At 56.6% G+C, this 15,092-nt stretch carries 20 protein-coding genes; 19 read left to right on the forward strand and 1 reads right to left on the reverse strand.

Going from position 1 to position 15,092, the window contains the following annotated elements; genetic code table 11:
• Positions 1-9: 9 nt before the first annotated feature.
• The 18 genes from rplX (at position 10) to bfr (ending at position 10,615) form a co-directional block, all read left to right on the forward strand.
• Positions 10-324, forward strand: coding sequence for a 50S ribosomal protein L24 (gene rplX, locus CWC48_RS13760; RefSeq protein WP_007896770.1), 315 nt, complete (start codon positions 10-12; stop codon positions 322-324).
• A 22-nt stretch (positions 325-346) separates the two neighbouring features.
• Positions 347-886 (forward strand): 50S ribosomal protein L5, encoded by a 540-nt coding sequence (gene rplE / locus CWC48_RS13765; RefSeq protein ID WP_003194642.1) that lies wholly within the window; start codon positions 347-349, stop codon positions 884-886.
• A 13-nt stretch (positions 887-899) separates the two neighbouring features.
• A complete protein-coding gene (gene rpsN / locus CWC48_RS13770) occupies positions 900-1,205 on the forward strand; it encodes a 30S ribosomal protein S14 (protein ID WP_003176414.1) in 306 nt (101 codons plus the stop codon).
• 208 nt (positions 1,206-1,413) lie between these two features.
• Positions 1,414-1,806 carry a 30S ribosomal protein S8 gene (rpsH, locus tag CWC48_RS13775; protein ID WP_010566853.1) on the forward strand — a complete coding sequence of 131 codons (393 nt, stop codon included), beginning with the start codon at positions 1,414-1,416 and terminating at the stop codon, positions 1,804-1,806.
• Positions 1,807-1,818: 12 nt separating this feature from the next.
• A complete protein-coding gene (rplF, locus tag CWC48_RS13780; protein ID WP_003194640.1) occupies positions 1,819-2,352 on the forward strand; it encodes a 50S ribosomal protein L6 in 534 nt (177 codons plus the stop codon).
• A gap of 10 nt (positions 2,353-2,362) precedes the next feature.
• A complete protein-coding gene (gene rplR, locus CWC48_RS13785) occupies positions 2,363-2,713 on the forward strand; it encodes a 50S ribosomal protein L18 (RefSeq protein ID WP_003186037.1) in 351 nt (116 codons plus the stop codon).
• A 3-nt stretch (positions 2,714-2,716) separates the two neighbouring features.
• Positions 2,717-3,217 (forward strand): 30S ribosomal protein S5, encoded by a 501-nt coding sequence (gene rpsE, locus CWC48_RS13790; protein WP_003176409.1) that lies wholly within the window; start codon positions 2,717-2,719, stop codon positions 3,215-3,217.
• A gap of 2 nt (positions 3,218-3,219) precedes the next feature.
• Positions 3,220-3,396: a 50S ribosomal protein L30 gene (gene rpmD / locus CWC48_RS13795; protein WP_003176408.1), complete on the forward strand. Its 177-nt coding sequence runs from the start codon at positions 3,220-3,222 to the stop codon at positions 3,394-3,396.
• 3 nt (positions 3,397-3,399) lie between these two features.
• Complete coding sequence (rplO, locus tag CWC48_RS13800) at positions 3,400-3,837, forward strand: 50S ribosomal protein L15 (protein ID WP_003176407.1); 438 nt, start codon at positions 3,400-3,402, stop codon at positions 3,835-3,837.
• The gene (secY, locus tag CWC48_RS13805) at positions 3,838-5,166 is read left to right on the forward strand and encodes a preprotein translocase subunit SecY (RefSeq protein ID WP_003194637.1); all 1,329 of its coding nucleotides are present in this window, start codon (positions 3,838-3,840) and stop codon (positions 5,164-5,166) included. It abuts the gene before it with no gap.
• A 28-nt stretch (positions 5,167-5,194) separates the two neighbouring features.
• Entirely contained in the window at positions 5,195-5,311 is a 117-nt protein-coding gene (gene rpmJ / locus CWC48_RS13810) for a 50S ribosomal protein L36 (RefSeq protein WP_002555468.1), read from the forward strand.
• A 129-nt stretch (positions 5,312-5,440) separates the two neighbouring features.
• On the forward strand, positions 5,441-5,797 hold the full coding sequence (gene rpsM / locus CWC48_RS13815; RefSeq protein WP_076964124.1) for a 30S ribosomal protein S13: 357 nt from the start codon (positions 5,441-5,443) through the stop codon (positions 5,795-5,797).
• A 30-nt stretch (positions 5,798-5,827) separates the two neighbouring features.
• Positions 5,828-6,217, forward strand: a complete 390-nt coding sequence (gene rpsK, locus CWC48_RS13820; protein WP_002555466.1) for a 30S ribosomal protein S11 — start codon at positions 5,828-5,830, stop codon at positions 6,215-6,217.
• A gap of 18 nt (positions 6,218-6,235) precedes the next feature.
• A complete protein-coding gene (gene rpsD, locus CWC48_RS13825) occupies positions 6,236-6,856 on the forward strand; it encodes a 30S ribosomal protein S4 (protein WP_003176404.1) in 621 nt (206 codons plus the stop codon).
• A gap of 22 nt (positions 6,857-6,878) precedes the next feature.
• Entirely contained in the window at positions 6,879-7,880 is a 1,002-nt protein-coding gene (gene rpoA, locus CWC48_RS13830; RefSeq protein ID WP_003176403.1) for a DNA-directed RNA polymerase subunit alpha, read from the forward strand.
• A 41-nt stretch (positions 7,881-7,921) separates the two neighbouring features.
• Positions 7,922-8,308: a 50S ribosomal protein L17 gene (rplQ, locus tag CWC48_RS13835; protein ID WP_007918448.1), complete on the forward strand. Its 387-nt coding sequence runs from the start codon at positions 7,922-7,924 to the stop codon at positions 8,306-8,308.
• A gap of 238 nt (positions 8,309-8,546) precedes the next feature.
• Positions 8,547-9,995 (forward strand): catalase, encoded by a 1,449-nt coding sequence (locus CWC48_RS13840; protein WP_100492027.1) that lies wholly within the window; start codon positions 8,547-8,549, stop codon positions 9,993-9,995.
• Between the two features lie 155 nt (positions 9,996-10,150).
• Complete coding sequence (gene bfr, locus CWC48_RS13845) at positions 10,151-10,615, forward strand: bacterioferritin (RefSeq protein ID WP_033900044.1); 465 nt, start codon at positions 10,151-10,153, stop codon at positions 10,613-10,615.
• Between the two features lie 66 nt (positions 10,616-10,681).
• Here the strand turns inward: bfr and uvrA are convergent, their stop codons facing one another.
• Positions 10,682-13,516 (reverse strand): excinuclease ABC subunit UvrA, encoded by a 2,835-nt coding sequence (gene uvrA / locus CWC48_RS13850; protein WP_025857202.1) that lies wholly within the window; start codon positions 13,514-13,516, stop codon positions 10,682-10,684.
• Between the two features lie 178 nt (positions 13,517-13,694).
• Between uvrA and CWC48_RS13855 the strand changes: the two genes are divergently transcribed.
• Positions 13,695-15,089 (forward strand): MFS transporter, encoded by a 1,395-nt coding sequence (locus CWC48_RS13855; protein WP_078050397.1) that lies wholly within the window; start codon positions 13,695-13,697, stop codon positions 15,087-15,089.
• The last annotated feature ends 3 nt before the right edge of the window (positions 15,090-15,092 follow it).

A 15,092-nucleotide genomic window follows, 5' to 3' on the forward strand; every position in this document is an offset into this window, starting at 1 on the left:
AGATCCGACATGCAAAAGATTCGTCGTGACGACGAGATCATCGTGATCGCCGGCAAAGACAAAGGTAAGCGCGGTAAGGTGCTGAAGGTTCTCGCTGACGACCGTCTGGTCGTTGGTGGTCTGAACCTGGTCAAGCGTCATACCAAGCCTAACCCGATGTCGGGCGTACAGGGCGGTATCGTCGAGAAAGAAGCGCCATTGCACGCTTCTAACGTCGCCATCTTCAACGGCGAAACCAACAAGGCTGACCGCGTTGGTTTCAAAGTAGAAGACGGTAAGAAAATTCGTGTCTTCAAGTCGACCCAAAAAGCGGTTGATGCTTGAACACTGCTAGGTAGATAAGACCATGGCACGACTACAAGAGATTTACCGGAAGGAAATCGCCCCCAAGCTTAAGGAAGAACTTAAGCTCGGGAACGTGATGGAAGTTCCGCGCGTCACCAAAATCACCCTGAACATGGGTCTGGGCGAAGCGATCGGCGACAAAAAAGTCATCGAGCACGCTGTTGCTGACCTGGAAAAGATCACCGGTCAAAAAGTCGTTGTGACTTACGCTCGGAAATCCATCGCTGGCTTTAAAGTCCGTGAAGGTTGGCCGATCGGCGTCAAAGTGACTCTGCGCCGTGAGCGTATGTACGAATTCCTGGATCGTCTGCTGTCGATCTCCCTGCCTCGGGTTCGCGACTTCCGCGGCCTGAATGCCAAGTCCTTCGATGGTCGTGGTAACTACAGCATGGGCGTGAAAGAGCAGATCATCTTCCCGGAAATCGACTACGATAAGATCGATGCTCTCCGCGGTCTGGACATCACCCTGACCACCACTGCCAAGAACGATGATGAAGGTCGCGCCCTGTTGCGTGCTTTCAAATTCCCGTTCCGCAACTGATTGGAGTAGGACCATGGCCAAGATGAGCATGAAAAACCGCGAGCTGAAGCGTCAGCTCACGGTTGCCAAGTACGCCAAGAAGCGTGCAGCACTGAAAGCGATCATCGTTGATCTGAACGCAAGTCCAGAAGCGCGTTGGGAAGCTACAGTAGCTCTGCAGAAGCAGCCACGTGACGCAAGCGCTTCGCGCATGCGTAACCGCTGCCGCCTGACCGGTCGTCCACACGGCGTTTACCGCAAGTTCGGCCTCGGCCGTAACAAACTGCGTGAAGCGGCAATGCGTGGTGACGTACCAGGTCTGGTTAAAGCCAGCTGGTAAGTACTTTCAGAGTCCAGGTGGTCGGCATCGCAAGATAACGACCACCGGTGACCTTGAATCTGGAACAAGCCCCTTTTGGGGCTTGTTTCATTTCCGGAGTGTGTCTAGAATACCCGGCTCGCCTGAGCCCGTGTTTTCTATGCCCGGAGATTCTCGGCGACATATGTAGCCGCAAGGCTAATTTTTTTGTATTAGGAGCGTCTAGCCCATGAGTATGCAGGACCCGTTAGCGGACATGCTAACTCGTATCCGTAATGCCCAGATGGCTGAAAAGTCCGTCGTAAGCATGCCATCTTCCAAGTTGAAGGTAGCTGTTGCCAAAGTCCTGAAAGACGAAGGCTACATTGCGGGTTATCAGATCAGCAGCGAAACCAAACCACTGCTGTCCATCGAGCTGAAGTACTTCGAAGGCCGTTCGGTCATCGAGGAAGTGAAGCGCGTTAGCCGTCCAGGCCTGCGTCAGTACAAGTCCGCTGAAGATCTGCCGAAAGTTCGTGGCGGTCTGGGCGTGTCTATCGTCTCCACCAACAAAGGTGTGATGACGGATCGTGCTGCGCGCGCTGCCGGTGTCGGCGGCGAAGTTCTTTGCACTGTGTTCTAAGGGGGGATAAGCATGTCTCGCGTCGCTAAGAACCCCGTTAAGCTGCCAGCCGGTGTCGAAGTCAAATTCGCAGGCCAACAGCTTTCGGTGAAGGGTGCCAAGGGTACTCTTGAACTGAACATCCATTCGTCCGTTGAGATCGTTGAAGAAGCTGGTGAGCTGCGTTTCGCTGCTCGCAATGGCGATCAACAAACTCGCGCAATGGCCGGTACCACGCGTGCGTTGGTAAACAACATGGTCCAAGGCGTAAGCCAAGGCTTCGAGCGTAAGCTCCAGCTGGTCGGTGTTGGTTACAAAGCGCAAGCAAAAGGCACGGTTTTGAACCTGGCCCTTGGCTTCTCGCACCCTGTGGATTACGAACTGCCAGCGGGCATCACTGCTGAGACCCCTAGCCAGACCGATATCCTGATCAAGGGCATCGATAAGCAGCTGGTAGGTCAAGTGGCCGCTGAGATCCGCGACTTCCGTCCACCAGAGCCGTACAAAGGCAAAGGTGTGCGCTACGCGGACGAAGTCGTCCGTCGTAAAGAAGCCAAGAAGAAGTAGGGCATAGCAAATGACCGACAAAAAAGTTACTCGACTGCGTCGCGCTCGCAAAGCACGCCTGAAAATGCACGAACTCGAAGTCGTGCGTCTCTGCGTGTTCCGCTCGTCGCAGCACATCTACGCCCAGGTCATCTCGGCCGACGGCAACAAAGTCCTGGCAAGCGCCTCGACTTTGGATAAAGAACTGCGTGATGGTGCCACTGGCAACATCGACGCGGCCACAAAGGTTGGCCAGCTGGTCGCTACGCGTGCTAAGGCCGCTGGCGTCTCGCAAGTGGCTTTCGACCGCTCTGGCTTCAAGTACCACGGTCGCGTGAAAGCGCTGGCTGATGCTGCTCGTGAAGCTGGGCTGGAGTTCTAAGTTATGTCAAATAACGACCAAAAGCGCGACGAAGGCTACATTGAGAAGCTGGTTCAAGTTAACCGCGTAGCCAAAACCGTTAAAGGCGGCCGTATCTTCACTTTCACCGCGTTGACCGTGGTTGGTGATGGTAAAGGGCGCGTTGGCTTCGGCCGTGGCAAGTCGCGTGAAGTGCCTGCTGCGATCCAGAAGGCAATGGAAGCTGCTCGTCGCAACATGATCCAAGTTGATCTGAACGGCACCACTCTGCAGTACGCAATGAAGTCCGCCCATGGCGCTTCGAAGGTGTACATGCAGCCTGCTTCTGAAGGTACCGGTATCATCGCTGGCGGCGCTATGCGTGCTGTCCTCGAAGTTGCTGGCGTTCAGAACGTTCTGGCCAAGTGCTATGGCTCGACTAACCCGGTAAACGTGGTTCACGCCACTTTCAAAGGTTTGAAAGCTATGCAATCTCCTGAGTCCATCGCTGCCAAGCGTGGCCTGACTGTCAAGGAGATCTTCTGATCATGGCTACCGTTAAAGTAACGCTGATCAAAAGCATGACCGGCCGCATCCCTAACCACAAACTGTGCGTTAAAGGTCTGGGTCTGCGTCGCATCGGTCACACTGTAGAAGTCCAGGATACTCCCGAGAATCGCGGGATGATCAACAAGGCTTACTACATGCTGCGTGTAGAGGGTTAATCGATGAAACTCAATGATCTGAGTCCAGCGCCGGGTTCCCGTCGCGAAAAGCATCGTCCGGGCCGTGGTATCGGTAGCGGTTTGGGTAAGACTGGTGGCCGTGGCCACAAAGGTCAAACCTCCCGCTCCGGTGGTACCATCGCTCCAGGCTTTGAAGGCGGTCAACAGCCGCTGCATCGTCGCCTGCCTAAGTTCGGTTTCGTATCCCTGAAAGCCATGGACCGCGCAGAAGTGCGTCTGTCCGAGCTGGCTAAAGTGGAAGGCGACATCGTTACTGTGCAGACCCTGAAAGATGCCAACGTGATCAACGTCAACGTACAGCGTGTGAAAATCATGCTGTCCGGTGAAGTGACTCGCGCTGTCACTATCGGCAAGGGAATCGGCGCCACCAAAGGTGCGCGTTCGGCTATCGAAGCAGCTGGCGGCAAGTTCGAGGAATAAATGGCTAAGCAAGGTGCTCTCTCAGCGCTCGGCAAAGGCGGTATGTCTGAACTTTGGGCTCGTCTGCGTTTTCTGTTCCTGGCGATTATCGTCTACCGAATAGGCGCACACATCCCGGTTCCAGGTATCAACCCGGACCGACTCGCAGACCTGTTTCGACAGAATGAGGGGACCATTCTTAGCTTGTTCAACATGTTTTCCGGCGGCGCGCTGGAGCGGATGAGCATCTTTGCACTGGGGATCATGCCGTACATTTCGGCATCGATCATCATGCAACTGATGACCGCCGTCAGCCCGCAGCTGGAGCAGTTGAAGAAGGAAGGTGAAGCTGGCCGTCGCAAGATTAGCCAGTACACCCGCTACGGCACTGTCGTCCTCGCCTTGGTTCAAGCTATCGGCATGTCCGTTGGCCTGGCCGGGCAGGGCGTTGCGTTCACTGGTGACTTTGGCTTCCATTTCGTCGCGGTATCCACGTTTGTGGCTGGTGCGATGTTCATGATGTGGCTGGGTGAGCAGATTACTGAGCGTGGTGTTGGTAACGGTATCTCGATGTTGATTTTCGCAGGTATCGTCGCCGGTCTTCCGAGAGCGATTGGGCAGTCTTTCGAGTCTGCGCGTCAGGGTGATATCAATATTTTCGCCTTGGTTGCCATCGGTTTGCTGGCAGTAGCGATTATCGGTTTTGTGGTGTTCATTGAGCGTGGCCAGCGTCGTATTGCTGTTCACTACGCCAAGCGTCAGCAGGGCCGTAAGGTTTTTGCTGCGCAGACAAGCCACTTGCCGCTGAAAGTGAATATGGCCGGTGTTATTCCGGCAATTTTCGCGAGCAGCATTTTGCTGTTTCCGGCTTCGTTGGGTACCTGGTTTGGTCAGTCTGAAAATATGGGCTGGCTGCAGGACCTCTCTCAGTCGATCGCTCCTGGTCAGCCGTTGAATATTCTGCTGTTTAGTGCAGGGATTATTTTCTTCTGCTTCTTCTATACGGCGTTGATGTTCAATCCGAAAGACGTAGCGGAAAACCTGAAGAAGTCCGGTGCCTTTATTCCGGGCATCCGTCCAGGTGAGCAGTCTGCGCGCTACATTGATGGCGTTCTGACTCGTTTGACCCTGTTCGGTGCTCTATATATGACGGCCGTGTGCTTGTTGCCCCAGTTCCTGGTGGTTGCAGCAAACGTTCCGTTCTACCTTGGCGGGACCTCGTTGCTGATCGTGGTCGTGGTTGTGATGGACTTCATGTCCCAAGTACAATCGCACCTCGTTTCGCACCAGTACGAATCCCTGATGAAGAAAGCCAACCTGAAGGGCTACGGCAGCGGCATGTTGCGCTGAGTACCCCATAAGGTTCGAGGAGTTGGTGATGAAAGTTCGTGCATCGGTGAAAAAGCTGTGCCGTAACTGCAAGATTATTCGCCGCGAAGGTGTTGTTCGAGTAATTTGCAGCGCGGAACCGCGTCACAAACAGCGCCAAGGCTGAGTGTGATCCGCTTGAAGCCCGGCAGCTAGTGCGCTGCCGGGTTGATTATTTGTTATTACAGCGATATTATCTCGCGCCCTATTTCTTGGCTTCCGGGGCGTAGGTAGCTGTCAATTGGAGTCCCACTGAATGGCCCGTATTGCAGGCGTTAACATTCCAGATAACAAGCACACTGTTATCTCGCTGACCTACATCTATGGTGTTGGTCGCACTACTGCGCAGAAAATTTGCGCAGTTGCTGGGGTAAACCCAGCCGCTAAGATCAAGGATCTGAGCGACGAGCAGATTGAATCGCTGCGTGGCGAAGTGGCGAAGTTCACCACTGAAGGTGACCTGCGCCGTGAAATCAACATGAAAATCAAGCGTTTGATGGACCTCGGTTGCTATCGCGGTCTGCGTCATCGTCGTGGTCTTCCAGTACGCGGTCAGCGTACCAAGACTAACGCGCGTACCCGTAAAGGTCCGCGTAAGCCGATCCGCAAGTAATCGCCCCAGCGAATCGACAGGAAAATTATCATGGCAAAACCTGCTGCTCGTCCTCGTAAAAAAGTTAAAAAGACAGTGGTTGATGGCATCGCCCACATCCATGCTTCTTTTAACAACACCATCGTGACCATCACCGACCGTCAAGGTAACGCGCTTTCTTGGGCTACCTCCGGTGGTTCGGGTTTCCGCGGTTCCCGCAAGTCCACCCCGTTTGCTGCTCAAGTAGCTGCTGAACGTGCTGGCCAAGCTGCGCTGGAATATGGCCTGAAAAACCTCGACGTTAACGTCAAAGGTCCAGGTCCAGGTCGTGAGTCTGCTGTCCGTGCTTTGAACGGCTGTGGCTATAAGATCGCCAGCATCACCGACGTGACGCCAATCCCGCACAACGGGTGCCGTCCGCCGAAGAAGCGCCGCGTGTAATCCAGGAGATTGTAAAGAATGGCTCGTTACATTGGTCCAAAATGCAAACTCGCTCGTCGCGAAGGCACCGATCTCTTCCTGAAGAGCGGCGTGCGCGCGATCGAATCGAAGTGCAACATTGAAGCAGCACCTGGTATCCACGGCCAACGCCGCGGTCGCCAGTCCGATTACGGCACCCAACTGCGTGAAAAGCAGAAGGTCCGTCGTATCTACGGCGTTCTCGAGCGTCAGTTCAGCGGCTACTACAAAGAAGCTGCTGGCAAAAAAGGTGCAACCGGTGAAAACCTGCTGCAACTGCTCGAATGCCGTCTGGACAACGTTGTATACCGTATGGGCTTTGGTTCGACTCGTGCCGAATCCCGTCAGCTGGTATCGCACAAGTCGATCAGCGTTAACGGTCAGACCGTAAACGTTCCGTCCTACCAGGTTCGTGCTGGTGACGTGGTCGCAGTTCGCGAGAAAGCAAAAAACCAACTTCGCATTGTCCAAGCTCTCGATCTGTGTGCCCAACGTGGCCGCGTAGAATGGGTAGAAGTAGACACTGAGAAGAAGTCGGGCGTTTTCAAGAACGTTCCTGCTCGCAGTGATCTGTCCGCCGACATCAACGAAAGCCTGATTGTCGAGCTCTACTCCAAGTAAGGGCTAGAAAATAGGTGCATCCATGCAGATTTCGGTAAATGAGTTCCTGACACCCCGCCACATTGATGTGCAGGTTGTCAGTCCAACCCGCGCCAAAATTACTCTCGAGCCTCTCGAGCGTGGTTTTGGCCACACCCTGGGCAACGCGCTGCGCCGCATCCTGTTGTCCTCAATGCCCGGCTGTGCAGTAGTCGAGGCCGAGATTGACGGTGTGCTCCACGAGTACAGCGCCATCGAAGGTGTACAGGAAGACGTAATTGAAATCCTGTTGAACCTTAAAGGTCTGGCTATCAAGCTGCACGGCCGTGACGAAGTTACGCTGACCTTGTCGAAGAAGGGTTCGGGGGTGGTTACCGCTGCCGATATTCAGCTGGATCATGATGTCGAGATCGTTAACCCCGATCACGTAATCGCTAACCTGGCGTCTAACGGCGCCCTGAACATGAAGCTCACCGTAGCTCGTGGTCGTGGTTATGAACCGGCCGACTCGCGTCAGAGCGATGAAGACGAAAGCCGCAGCATTGGTCGCTTGCAGCTTGACTCTTCGTTCAGCCCGGTTCGCCGTATCGCATACGTGGTGGAAAACGCCCGTGTCGAGCAGCGTACTAACCTGGACAAGCTGGTTATTGATCTGGAAACCAACGGTACTCTGGATCCTGAAGAGGCTATTCGCCGCGCTGCAACCATTCTGCAACAGCAGTTGGCTGCGTTCGTCGACCTCAAAGGTGACAGCGAACCAGTGGTAATCGAGCAGGAAGACGAGATCGATCCGATCCTGCTTCGCCCGGTTGACGATCTGGAACTGACTGTACGTTCGGCTAACTGCCTTAAGGCGGAAAACATTTACTACATCGGCGACCTGATTCAGCGTACCGAAGTAGAACTGTTGAAGACTCCGAACCTGGGCAAGAAATCCTTGACTGAAATCAAGGACGTTCTGGCCTCCCGCGGTCTGTCCCTCGGCATGCGCCTCGACAACTGGCCGCCTGCAAGTCTTAAGAAGGACGACAAGGCGACTGCCTGATCGTCGTAATCACCGAACGTGAGTTTGGTAAGGAATGAACCATGCGTCATCGTAAAAGTGGTCGTCACCTGAGCCGTACCAGCTCGCACCGCAAGGCCATGTTCCAAAACATGGCGGTGTCGCTGTTCGAGCACGAGCTGATCAAAACTACACTGCCGAAAGCTAAAGAACTGCGTCGCGTTGCTGAGCCGCTGATCACTTTGGCCAAGACAGACAGCCTGGCTAACCGCCGTCTGGCTTTCGACCGTACTCGTTCGAAAGCTATCGTTGGTAAGCTCTTCAACGACCTGGGCAAGCGTTACGCTACCCGTGAGGGTGGCTACCTGCGCATCCTCAAGTGCGGTTTCCGCACTGGCGACAACGCGCCTATGGCGTACGTCGAGTTGGTTGATCGTGCTACTGCCGGCGAAGCTGTAAGCGCCGAGTAAGACGACAAGCTGTAACGAAGAACCGGGCCTAGTGCCCGGTTTTTTGTGCGCGTAACAAAAGCGCGATTTGTACAAGCGCCCACGGGTTGTGGTCGGCACTATGAAAGCTGGGGAGTCTGGTAGTTATTCTCTATCGACGCCTACAATTTAATGAATTTGTAGACGTCATATTGATGATCAATACTTCCTCCAAGCCGATTAGCCGGCAGTTCCAAGTCCGACCTGAGGGAAATTGAGCATGAGTCAGAATAAAATCCTTACCACCGCCAGCGGCGCTCCCGTTGCGGACAACCAGAATTCCCGCTCCGCCGGCCCGCGTGGCCCGCTTCTGCTCGACGATTTTCATCTGATCGAGAAGCTTGCCCACTTCAACCGTGAAAACATTCCTGAGCGCCGTGTACACGCCAAGGGCTCGGGCGCCTATGGCACCTTCACCGTTACCCAAGACATTACGCAGTACACCAGCGCCAAGCTGTTTGAGTCCGTCGGCAAGCAAACCCCGACCTTCCTGCGGTTTTCTACCGTAGGCGGTGAGCGTGGTTCGGCTGACACCGAGCGCGATCCACGTGGCTTTGCCCTGAAGTTCTACACCGAAGAAGGCAACTGGGACATCGTGGGTAACAACACCCCTGTGTTCTTCATTCGCGACCCATTGAAGTTCCCGGACTTTATTCACACTCAGAAGCGCCTGCCGCAAAGCAACCTGAAGAGTGCGCAAATGATGTGGGACTTCTGGTCGCACTCTCCTGAGGCGCTGCACCAGGTCACCATTCTGTTCTCGGACCGTGGCATCCCCGATGGGTACCGTCACATGCACGGCTTCGGCAGCCACACCTACAGCCTGATCAACGCCGCCGGCGAGCGTCATTGGGTCAAGTGGCACTACAAGACCAAGCAGGGCATCAAGAACCTGGCGCCGGCCGAAGCTGCACGCCTGGCCGGTACTGATCCTGATTACGCTCAGCGCGATTTGTTTGGTGCAATCGAGCGCGGTGATTTTCCGAAATGGCGCGTCTGCATTCAGATCATGACCGAGGCCCAGGCCAACGCTCATTACGAGAATCCATTCGACGTGACCAAGACCTGGTCGCAGAAAGAATTCCCGTTGATCGAAGTCGGCGAGTTGGAGCTGAACCGCAACCCGCAAAACTACTTCGCAGAGGTGGAACAGGCTGCGTTCGGTCCTAGCAACATGGTTCCAGGTGTAGGTCTGTCGCCAGACCGTATGCTGCAAGGCCGCGTGTTTGCATATGCCGATGCTCACCGCTACCGTGTTGGCACCAACCACCAGCAACTGCCGGTCAACGCTCCACGTAGCCCGGTGAACAGCTACCAGCGTGATGGTTCGATGGCATTTGGCAGCAATGGCGGTGCGGCGCCTAACTACGAGCCGAACAGCTACGCGGATGCACCGAAACAGGCACCGCAGTACGCTGAGCCTGCTTTGACCTTGAGCGGTGCGGCTGATCGTTACGATCACCGAGAAGACACTGATTATTACAGCCACGCCGGTGCGCTGTTCCGCCTGATGAACGATGAGCAGAAAGCGTTGCTCACCAGTAACATCGCCGGTGCGATGGGTGGGGTTTCCAGTGATGTCGTCCAGCGTCAGTTGCAGCACTTCTACAAGGCAGATCCTGCTTATGGAGAAGCAATCGCAAAGGCACTGGGTGTATCGCTTAACTAACTCTAAACGATAAGCAGAACCGCCCTCATTTGGGCGGTTTTTGCGTTATTTCAGCTACTTTTCTCCGGAAATCTTCACTTTTCTGCCGTTGGTCCCGTGACCTTCGAGTCATCATGGTTCAAACTACAGACTTTCAAGCAGGGAGATGTAGGGCGATGCAAGGTCACCCCGACGTAATCGATTACCTCAACACGTTGCTGACGGGCGAACTGGCTGCTCGTGACCAATATTTCATCCACTCGCGCATGTACGAAGACTGGGGCTTTACCGAGCTCTATGAGCGTATCAACCACGAGATGGAAGAAGAGGCACAGCACGCCGACGCACTGATGCGCCGTATCCTCATGCTCGAAGGCACGCCGCGCATGCGTCCCGATGACCTGGATGTGGGCACCACGGTACCTGACATGCTCGCCGCCGACCTGCGCCTCGAGTACAAGGTCCGAGCCGCGCTCTGCAAGGGCATCGAGCTCTGTGAGCAGCACAGCGACTTCGTCACCCGTGAAATCCTGCGGGTGCAGTTGAATGACACCGAAGAAGATCACACCTACTGGCTTGAAAAGCAGTTGGGCCTGATCAAGTTGATCGGCCTGGAGAATTACCTGCAATCGCAGTTCTGATTCCCGGCTACGAAAAAGCCCCTGTCACCGTAAAGTGACAGGGGCTTTTCATTGGGCCTGAATAAGTCAGGCCCGGTCGCGTTCCAGCAAGGGTTTCAAGTAGTAACCGGTGTGCGACTGCGGCATTTCGGAGACCTGCTCCGGCGTGCCAACCGCGATGATCTGGCCGCCCTTGGAGCCGCCTTCCGGCCCCAGGTCGACCAGCCAATCCGCGGTCTTGATCACATCAAGGTTGTGCTCGATCACCACCACCGTGTTGCCGTGGTCGCGCAGGCGGTGCAACACGTCCAGCAGCTGCTGGATATCCGCGAAGTGCAGGCCGGTGGTCGGCTCATCGAGGATATACAGGGTCTTGCCGGTATCGCGCTTGGACAGCTCGCGGGACAGCTTCACCCGCTGCGCCTCACCACCTGACAGCGTGGTCGCCGATTGCCCCAGCTTGATGTACGACAAGCCTACGTCCATCAGCGTCTGCAGCTTGCGCGCCAGCGCCGGGACTGCGTCGAAGAACACCCGCGCTTCCTCGATGGTCATCTCGAGGGTTTCGTGGATGCTCTTGCCCTTGTATTTGATCTCCAGGGTCTCGCGGTTGTAGCGCTTGCTCTTGCACACATCGCACGGCACGTAGATGTCCGGGAGAAAGTGCATCTCCACTTTGATCAGGCCATCGCCTTGGCATGCTTCACAGCGACCACCCTTGACGTTGAACGAGAACCTGCCCGGCCCGTAACCCCGTGAACGGGATTCCGGAACACCCGCGAACAGCTCGCGAATCGGCGTGAACAAACCGGTGTAGGTTGCCGGGTTGGAGCGTGGTGTACGGCCAATCGGGCTCTGGTCGATATCGACCACCTTGTCCAGATGCTCCAGGCCTTTGATGCTGTCATGGGCCGCGGCTTCCAGGGTGGTCGCGCCATTCAGCGCGGTGGCACTCAAGGGGAACAGCGTGTTGTTGATCAGCGTCGATTTGCCCGAGCCGGAAACCCCGGTCACGCAGGTCAGCAGACCTAGCGGAATTTCCAGGTCGACATTGCGCAAGTTGTTGCCACGCGCGCCCTTGAGGTGCAGTGCCAGCTTCTTGTTGCGCGGGGTACGTTTGGCCGGTACTTCGATCTTCACACGACCGGACAAGTATTTGCCGGTCAGCGAATCGGGATGAGCCATGACTTCGGCAGGCGTGCCCTCGGCGACGATATGTCCGCCATGCACACCCGCACCTGGGCCAATGTCGACCACGTAGTCCGCCAGGCGGATTGCGTCTTCATCGTGCTCGACCACAATCACCGTGTTGCCGATATCCCGCAGATGTTTCAACGTGCCTAGCAGGCGGTCGTTGTCGCGCTGGTGCAAGCCGATCGACGGTTCATCGAGGATGTACAACACACCCACAAGGCCAGCACCAATCTGGCTGGCCAGTCGAATGCGTTGAGCTTCGCCGCCGGACAAGGTGTCGGCACTGCGATCCAGCGACAGGTAATCCAGGCCAACGTTGACCAGGAACTGCAAGCGCTCGCGGATTTCCTTGAGGATCTTGTCAGCGATTTCGCCACGGCGACCGGTCAGCTTGAGTACACCAAAGTACTCACAGGCATCGCCGATCGGCAGGTTGGTCACTGCTGGCAATGTCTTCTCGCCCACCCATACATGCCGCGCCTCACGACGCAGGCGGGTGCCACGGCAATCCGGGCAGGGCTGGGTGCTGAGGAATTTCGCCAACTCTTCGCGCACGCTGGCCGACTCGGTCTCACGGTAGCGACGCTCGAGGTTCGGCACGATGCCTTCGAACGGGTGTGAACGCTTGACGATATCGCCACGGTCGTTCAGGTACTTGAAGTCCACGTTCTGCGAACCGCTGCCGTTGAGGATAACCTTCTGCTGGTCTGCCGGCAGTTGGTTGAACGGCACTTCCAGGCTGAATTTATAGTGCGACGCCAACGACCCCAGCATTTGGAAGTAATAGACGTTGCGCCTGTCCCAGCCGCGTATGGCACCCTCCGCTAACGTCAGGTCACCGTTGACCAGGCGCTTGATGTCGAAGAACTGCTTCACCCCCAGGCCATCACAGGTCGGGCAGGCGCCTGCCGGGTTGTTGAAGGAAAACAGCTTGGGTTCCAGCTCGCTGATGGCATGGCCACAGATCGGGCAGGCAAAGCGCGCGGAGAAGATGATCTCTTCGCCCGGTTCGTCATCCATCGGCGCCACCAGGGCAATGCCGTCCGCCAGCTTCAACGCGGTTTCAAAGGATTCCGCCAGGCGCTGCTGCAGATCGGCACGCACTTTGAAACGATCAACGACCACATCAATAGAGTGTTTCTTCTGCTTGTCGAGCTTCGGCGCTTCGTCCAGCTCATACAGCTTGCCGTTGATCCGCGCGCGCACGAAACCTTGGGCGCGCAACTCTTCGAAGACGGAAAGGTGTTCGCCCTTGCGCTCACGGATCACCGGCGCCAGCAGCATCAGCTTGGCGCCTTCCGGCTGGGCCAGCACCAGGTCGACCATCTGGCTGACGGTCTGGGCTTCCAGGGGAATGTCGTGGTCCGGGCAACGCGGAATACCCACGCGTGCATACAGCAGGCGCAGGTAGTCGTAGATTTCGGTAATGGTGCCCACGGTGGAGCGCGGGTTATGGGAGGTCGACTTCTGCTCGATGGAGATCGCCGGCGACAGGCCTTCAATGGTGTCGACGTCGGGCTTCTCCATCATCGACAGGAACTGGCGGGCATAGGCCGACAGCGATTCCACATAACGACGCTGGCCTTCGGCGTACAGCGTGTCGAACGCCAGGGACGACTTGCCGGACCCGGACAAGCCGGTGATGACGATCAGTTTGTCCCGGGGCAGGGTCAGGTCGATGTTCTTCAGGTTGTGGGTTCTAGCCCCACGAATCAGGATCTTGTCCAAGATGGCCTCGCACGGCGGGCGTAAATAATGCCGGAGTATACGGCTAAAGACTGGATGAATATACACTGTCGAAAGGCCGCTTGCAGCCTTACATGAAAGCTGCGCGGCAAAGCGCCGCATATACCCTCTCAATCGATGGGACTGGTAGAATCGCCGCCGGTTCACACGAGGTTTTTCCATGCACGATCCCCACAGCGAACGCATGAGTAGCGGCGAGACCCGAGCGGCAAGCGGTCTGGCCCTGGTGTTCGCCTTCCGTATGCTGGGCATGTTTATGGTGTTGCCAGTGCTGGCGACCTATGGGATGGATCTCGCAGGTGCGACCCCGGCATTGATCGGCTTGGCGATTGGCGCCTATGGCCTGACCCAGGCGATTTTCCAGATCCCGTTCGGGATCATTTCCGACCGCATTGGCCGCCGTCCGGTGATCTACCTGGGGCTGATCGTGTTCGCGCTGGGCAGCGTGCTCGCCGCGCAGTCCGATTCGATCTGGGGTGTGATTGCCGGGCGTATCCTGCAAGGCGCCGGTGCGATTTCCGCGGCAGTCATGGCGTTGCTGTCCGACCTGACCCGCGAGCAACACCGCACCAAGGCCATGGCCATGATCGGCATGACCATCGGCCTGTCGTTCGCCGTGGCGATGGTGGTAGGGCCCCTGCTGACCCGCGCGTTCGGCCTGCACGGGCTGTTCCTGGCCACTGGCGGCATGGCGTTGTTCGGTATCGTGATCGTGGCCTTTATGGTGCCTCGCTCTACCGGCACGTTGCAGCACCGCGAGTCCGGCGTCGCCCGCCAGGCATTGCTGCCAACGCTCAAGCACCCGGACCTGCTGCGCCTGGATTTGGGTATCTTCGTGTTGCACGCAATGCTGATGTGCAGCTTCGTCGCCTTGCCCCTGGCGCTGGTGGAAAAAGCCGGCCTGCCCAAGGAGCAGCACTGGTGGGTGTACCTCACCGCCTTGTTGATTTCGTTCTTCGCCATGATCCCGTTCATTATCTATGGCGAGAAAAAACGCAAAATGAAACGAATCCTGCTCGGCGCCGTCGCGACGCTGATGCTCACTGAGCTATTCTTCTGGCAGTTCGGCGACAGCCTGCGGGCGCTGGTAATCGGCACGGTGGTGTTTTTCACCGCGTTCAACCTGCTGGAGGCTTCGTTGCCTTCGCTGATCAGCAAAGTTTCACCGGCCGGCGGCAAAGGGACGGCGATGGGTGTGTATTCCACCAGCCAGTTCCTGGGTTCTGCACTGGGCGGCATCATGGGTGGCTGGATGTTCCAGCATGGCGGTTTGTCGGTTGTGTTTCTTGGATGCGCAGGTCTGGCTGCCCTCTGGCTAGCCTTTGCTGTTACCATGCGCGAACCTCCCTATGTGACGAGTCTGCGTTTGCCGTTATCGCCTGAAGCGATCCGCGAAGCCGGTCTGGTCGAGCGCCTTAAGGCCGTTACAGGGGTTACCGATGCCGTGGTTGTCGCTGAAGAAGCCGCCATCTACATCAAATTGGACACCGAATTATTGGATCGCGCGACGCTCGAGCAACTGGTCAACCCAGTGCCGACAGCGCGCCCAGCCTAGGAG

The sequence above is a fragment of the Pseudomonas sp. S10E 269 genome, assembly GCF_002798465.1.
Taxonomy (GTDB): Bacteria; Pseudomonadota; Gammaproteobacteria; order Pseudomonadales; family Pseudomonadaceae; genus Aquipseudomonas; species Aquipseudomonas pergaminensis.

Coding starts and splice junctions, on each gene's coding strand:
- rplX (WP_007896770.1), top strand. CDS start 10: ATGCAAAAGATTCGTCGTGACGACGAGATCATCGTGATCGCCGGCAAA.
- rplE (WP_003194642.1), top strand. CDS start 347: ATGGCACGACTACAAGAGATTTACCGGAAGGAAATCGCCCCCAAGCTT.
- rpsN (WP_003176414.1), top strand. CDS start 900: ATGGCCAAGATGAGCATGAAAAACCGCGAGCTGAAGCGTCAGCTCACG.
- rpsH (WP_010566853.1), top strand. CDS start 1,414: ATGAGTATGCAGGACCCGTTAGCGGACATGCTAACTCGTATCCGTAAT.
- rplF (WP_003194640.1), top strand. CDS start 1,819: ATGTCTCGCGTCGCTAAGAACCCCGTTAAGCTGCCAGCCGGTGTCGAA.
- rplR (WP_003186037.1), top strand. CDS start 2,363: ATGACCGACAAAAAAGTTACTCGACTGCGTCGCGCTCGCAAAGCACGC.
- rpsE (WP_003176409.1), top strand. CDS start 2,717: ATGTCAAATAACGACCAAAAGCGCGACGAAGGCTACATTGAGAAGCTG.
- rpmD (WP_003176408.1), top strand. CDS start 3,220: ATGGCTACCGTTAAAGTAACGCTGATCAAAAGCATGACCGGCCGCATC.
- rplO (WP_003176407.1), top strand. CDS start 3,400: ATGAAACTCAATGATCTGAGTCCAGCGCCGGGTTCCCGTCGCGAAAAG.
- secY (WP_003194637.1), top strand. CDS start 3,838: ATGGCTAAGCAAGGTGCTCTCTCAGCGCTCGGCAAAGGCGGTATGTCT.
- rpmJ (WP_002555468.1), top strand. CDS start 5,195: ATGAAAGTTCGTGCATCGGTGAAAAAGCTGTGCCGTAACTGCAAGATT.
- rpsM (WP_076964124.1), top strand. CDS start 5,441: ATGGCCCGTATTGCAGGCGTTAACATTCCAGATAACAAGCACACTGTT.
- rpsK (WP_002555466.1), top strand. CDS start 5,828: ATGGCAAAACCTGCTGCTCGTCCTCGTAAAAAAGTTAAAAAGACAGTG.
- rpsD (WP_003176404.1), top strand. CDS start 6,236: ATGGCTCGTTACATTGGTCCAAAATGCAAACTCGCTCGTCGCGAAGGC.
- rpoA (WP_003176403.1), top strand. CDS start 6,879: ATGCAGATTTCGGTAAATGAGTTCCTGACACCCCGCCACATTGATGTG.
- rplQ (WP_007918448.1), top strand. CDS start 7,922: ATGCGTCATCGTAAAAGTGGTCGTCACCTGAGCCGTACCAGCTCGCAC.
- CWC48_RS13840 (WP_100492027.1), top strand. CDS start 8,547: ATGAGTCAGAATAAAATCCTTACCACCGCCAGCGGCGCTCCCGTTGCG.
- bfr (WP_033900044.1), top strand. CDS start 10,151: ATGCAAGGTCACCCCGACGTAATCGATTACCTCAACACGTTGCTGACG.
- CWC48_RS13855 (WP_078050397.1), top strand. CDS start 13,695: ATGCACGATCCCCACAGCGAACGCATGAGTAGCGGCGAGACCCGAGCG.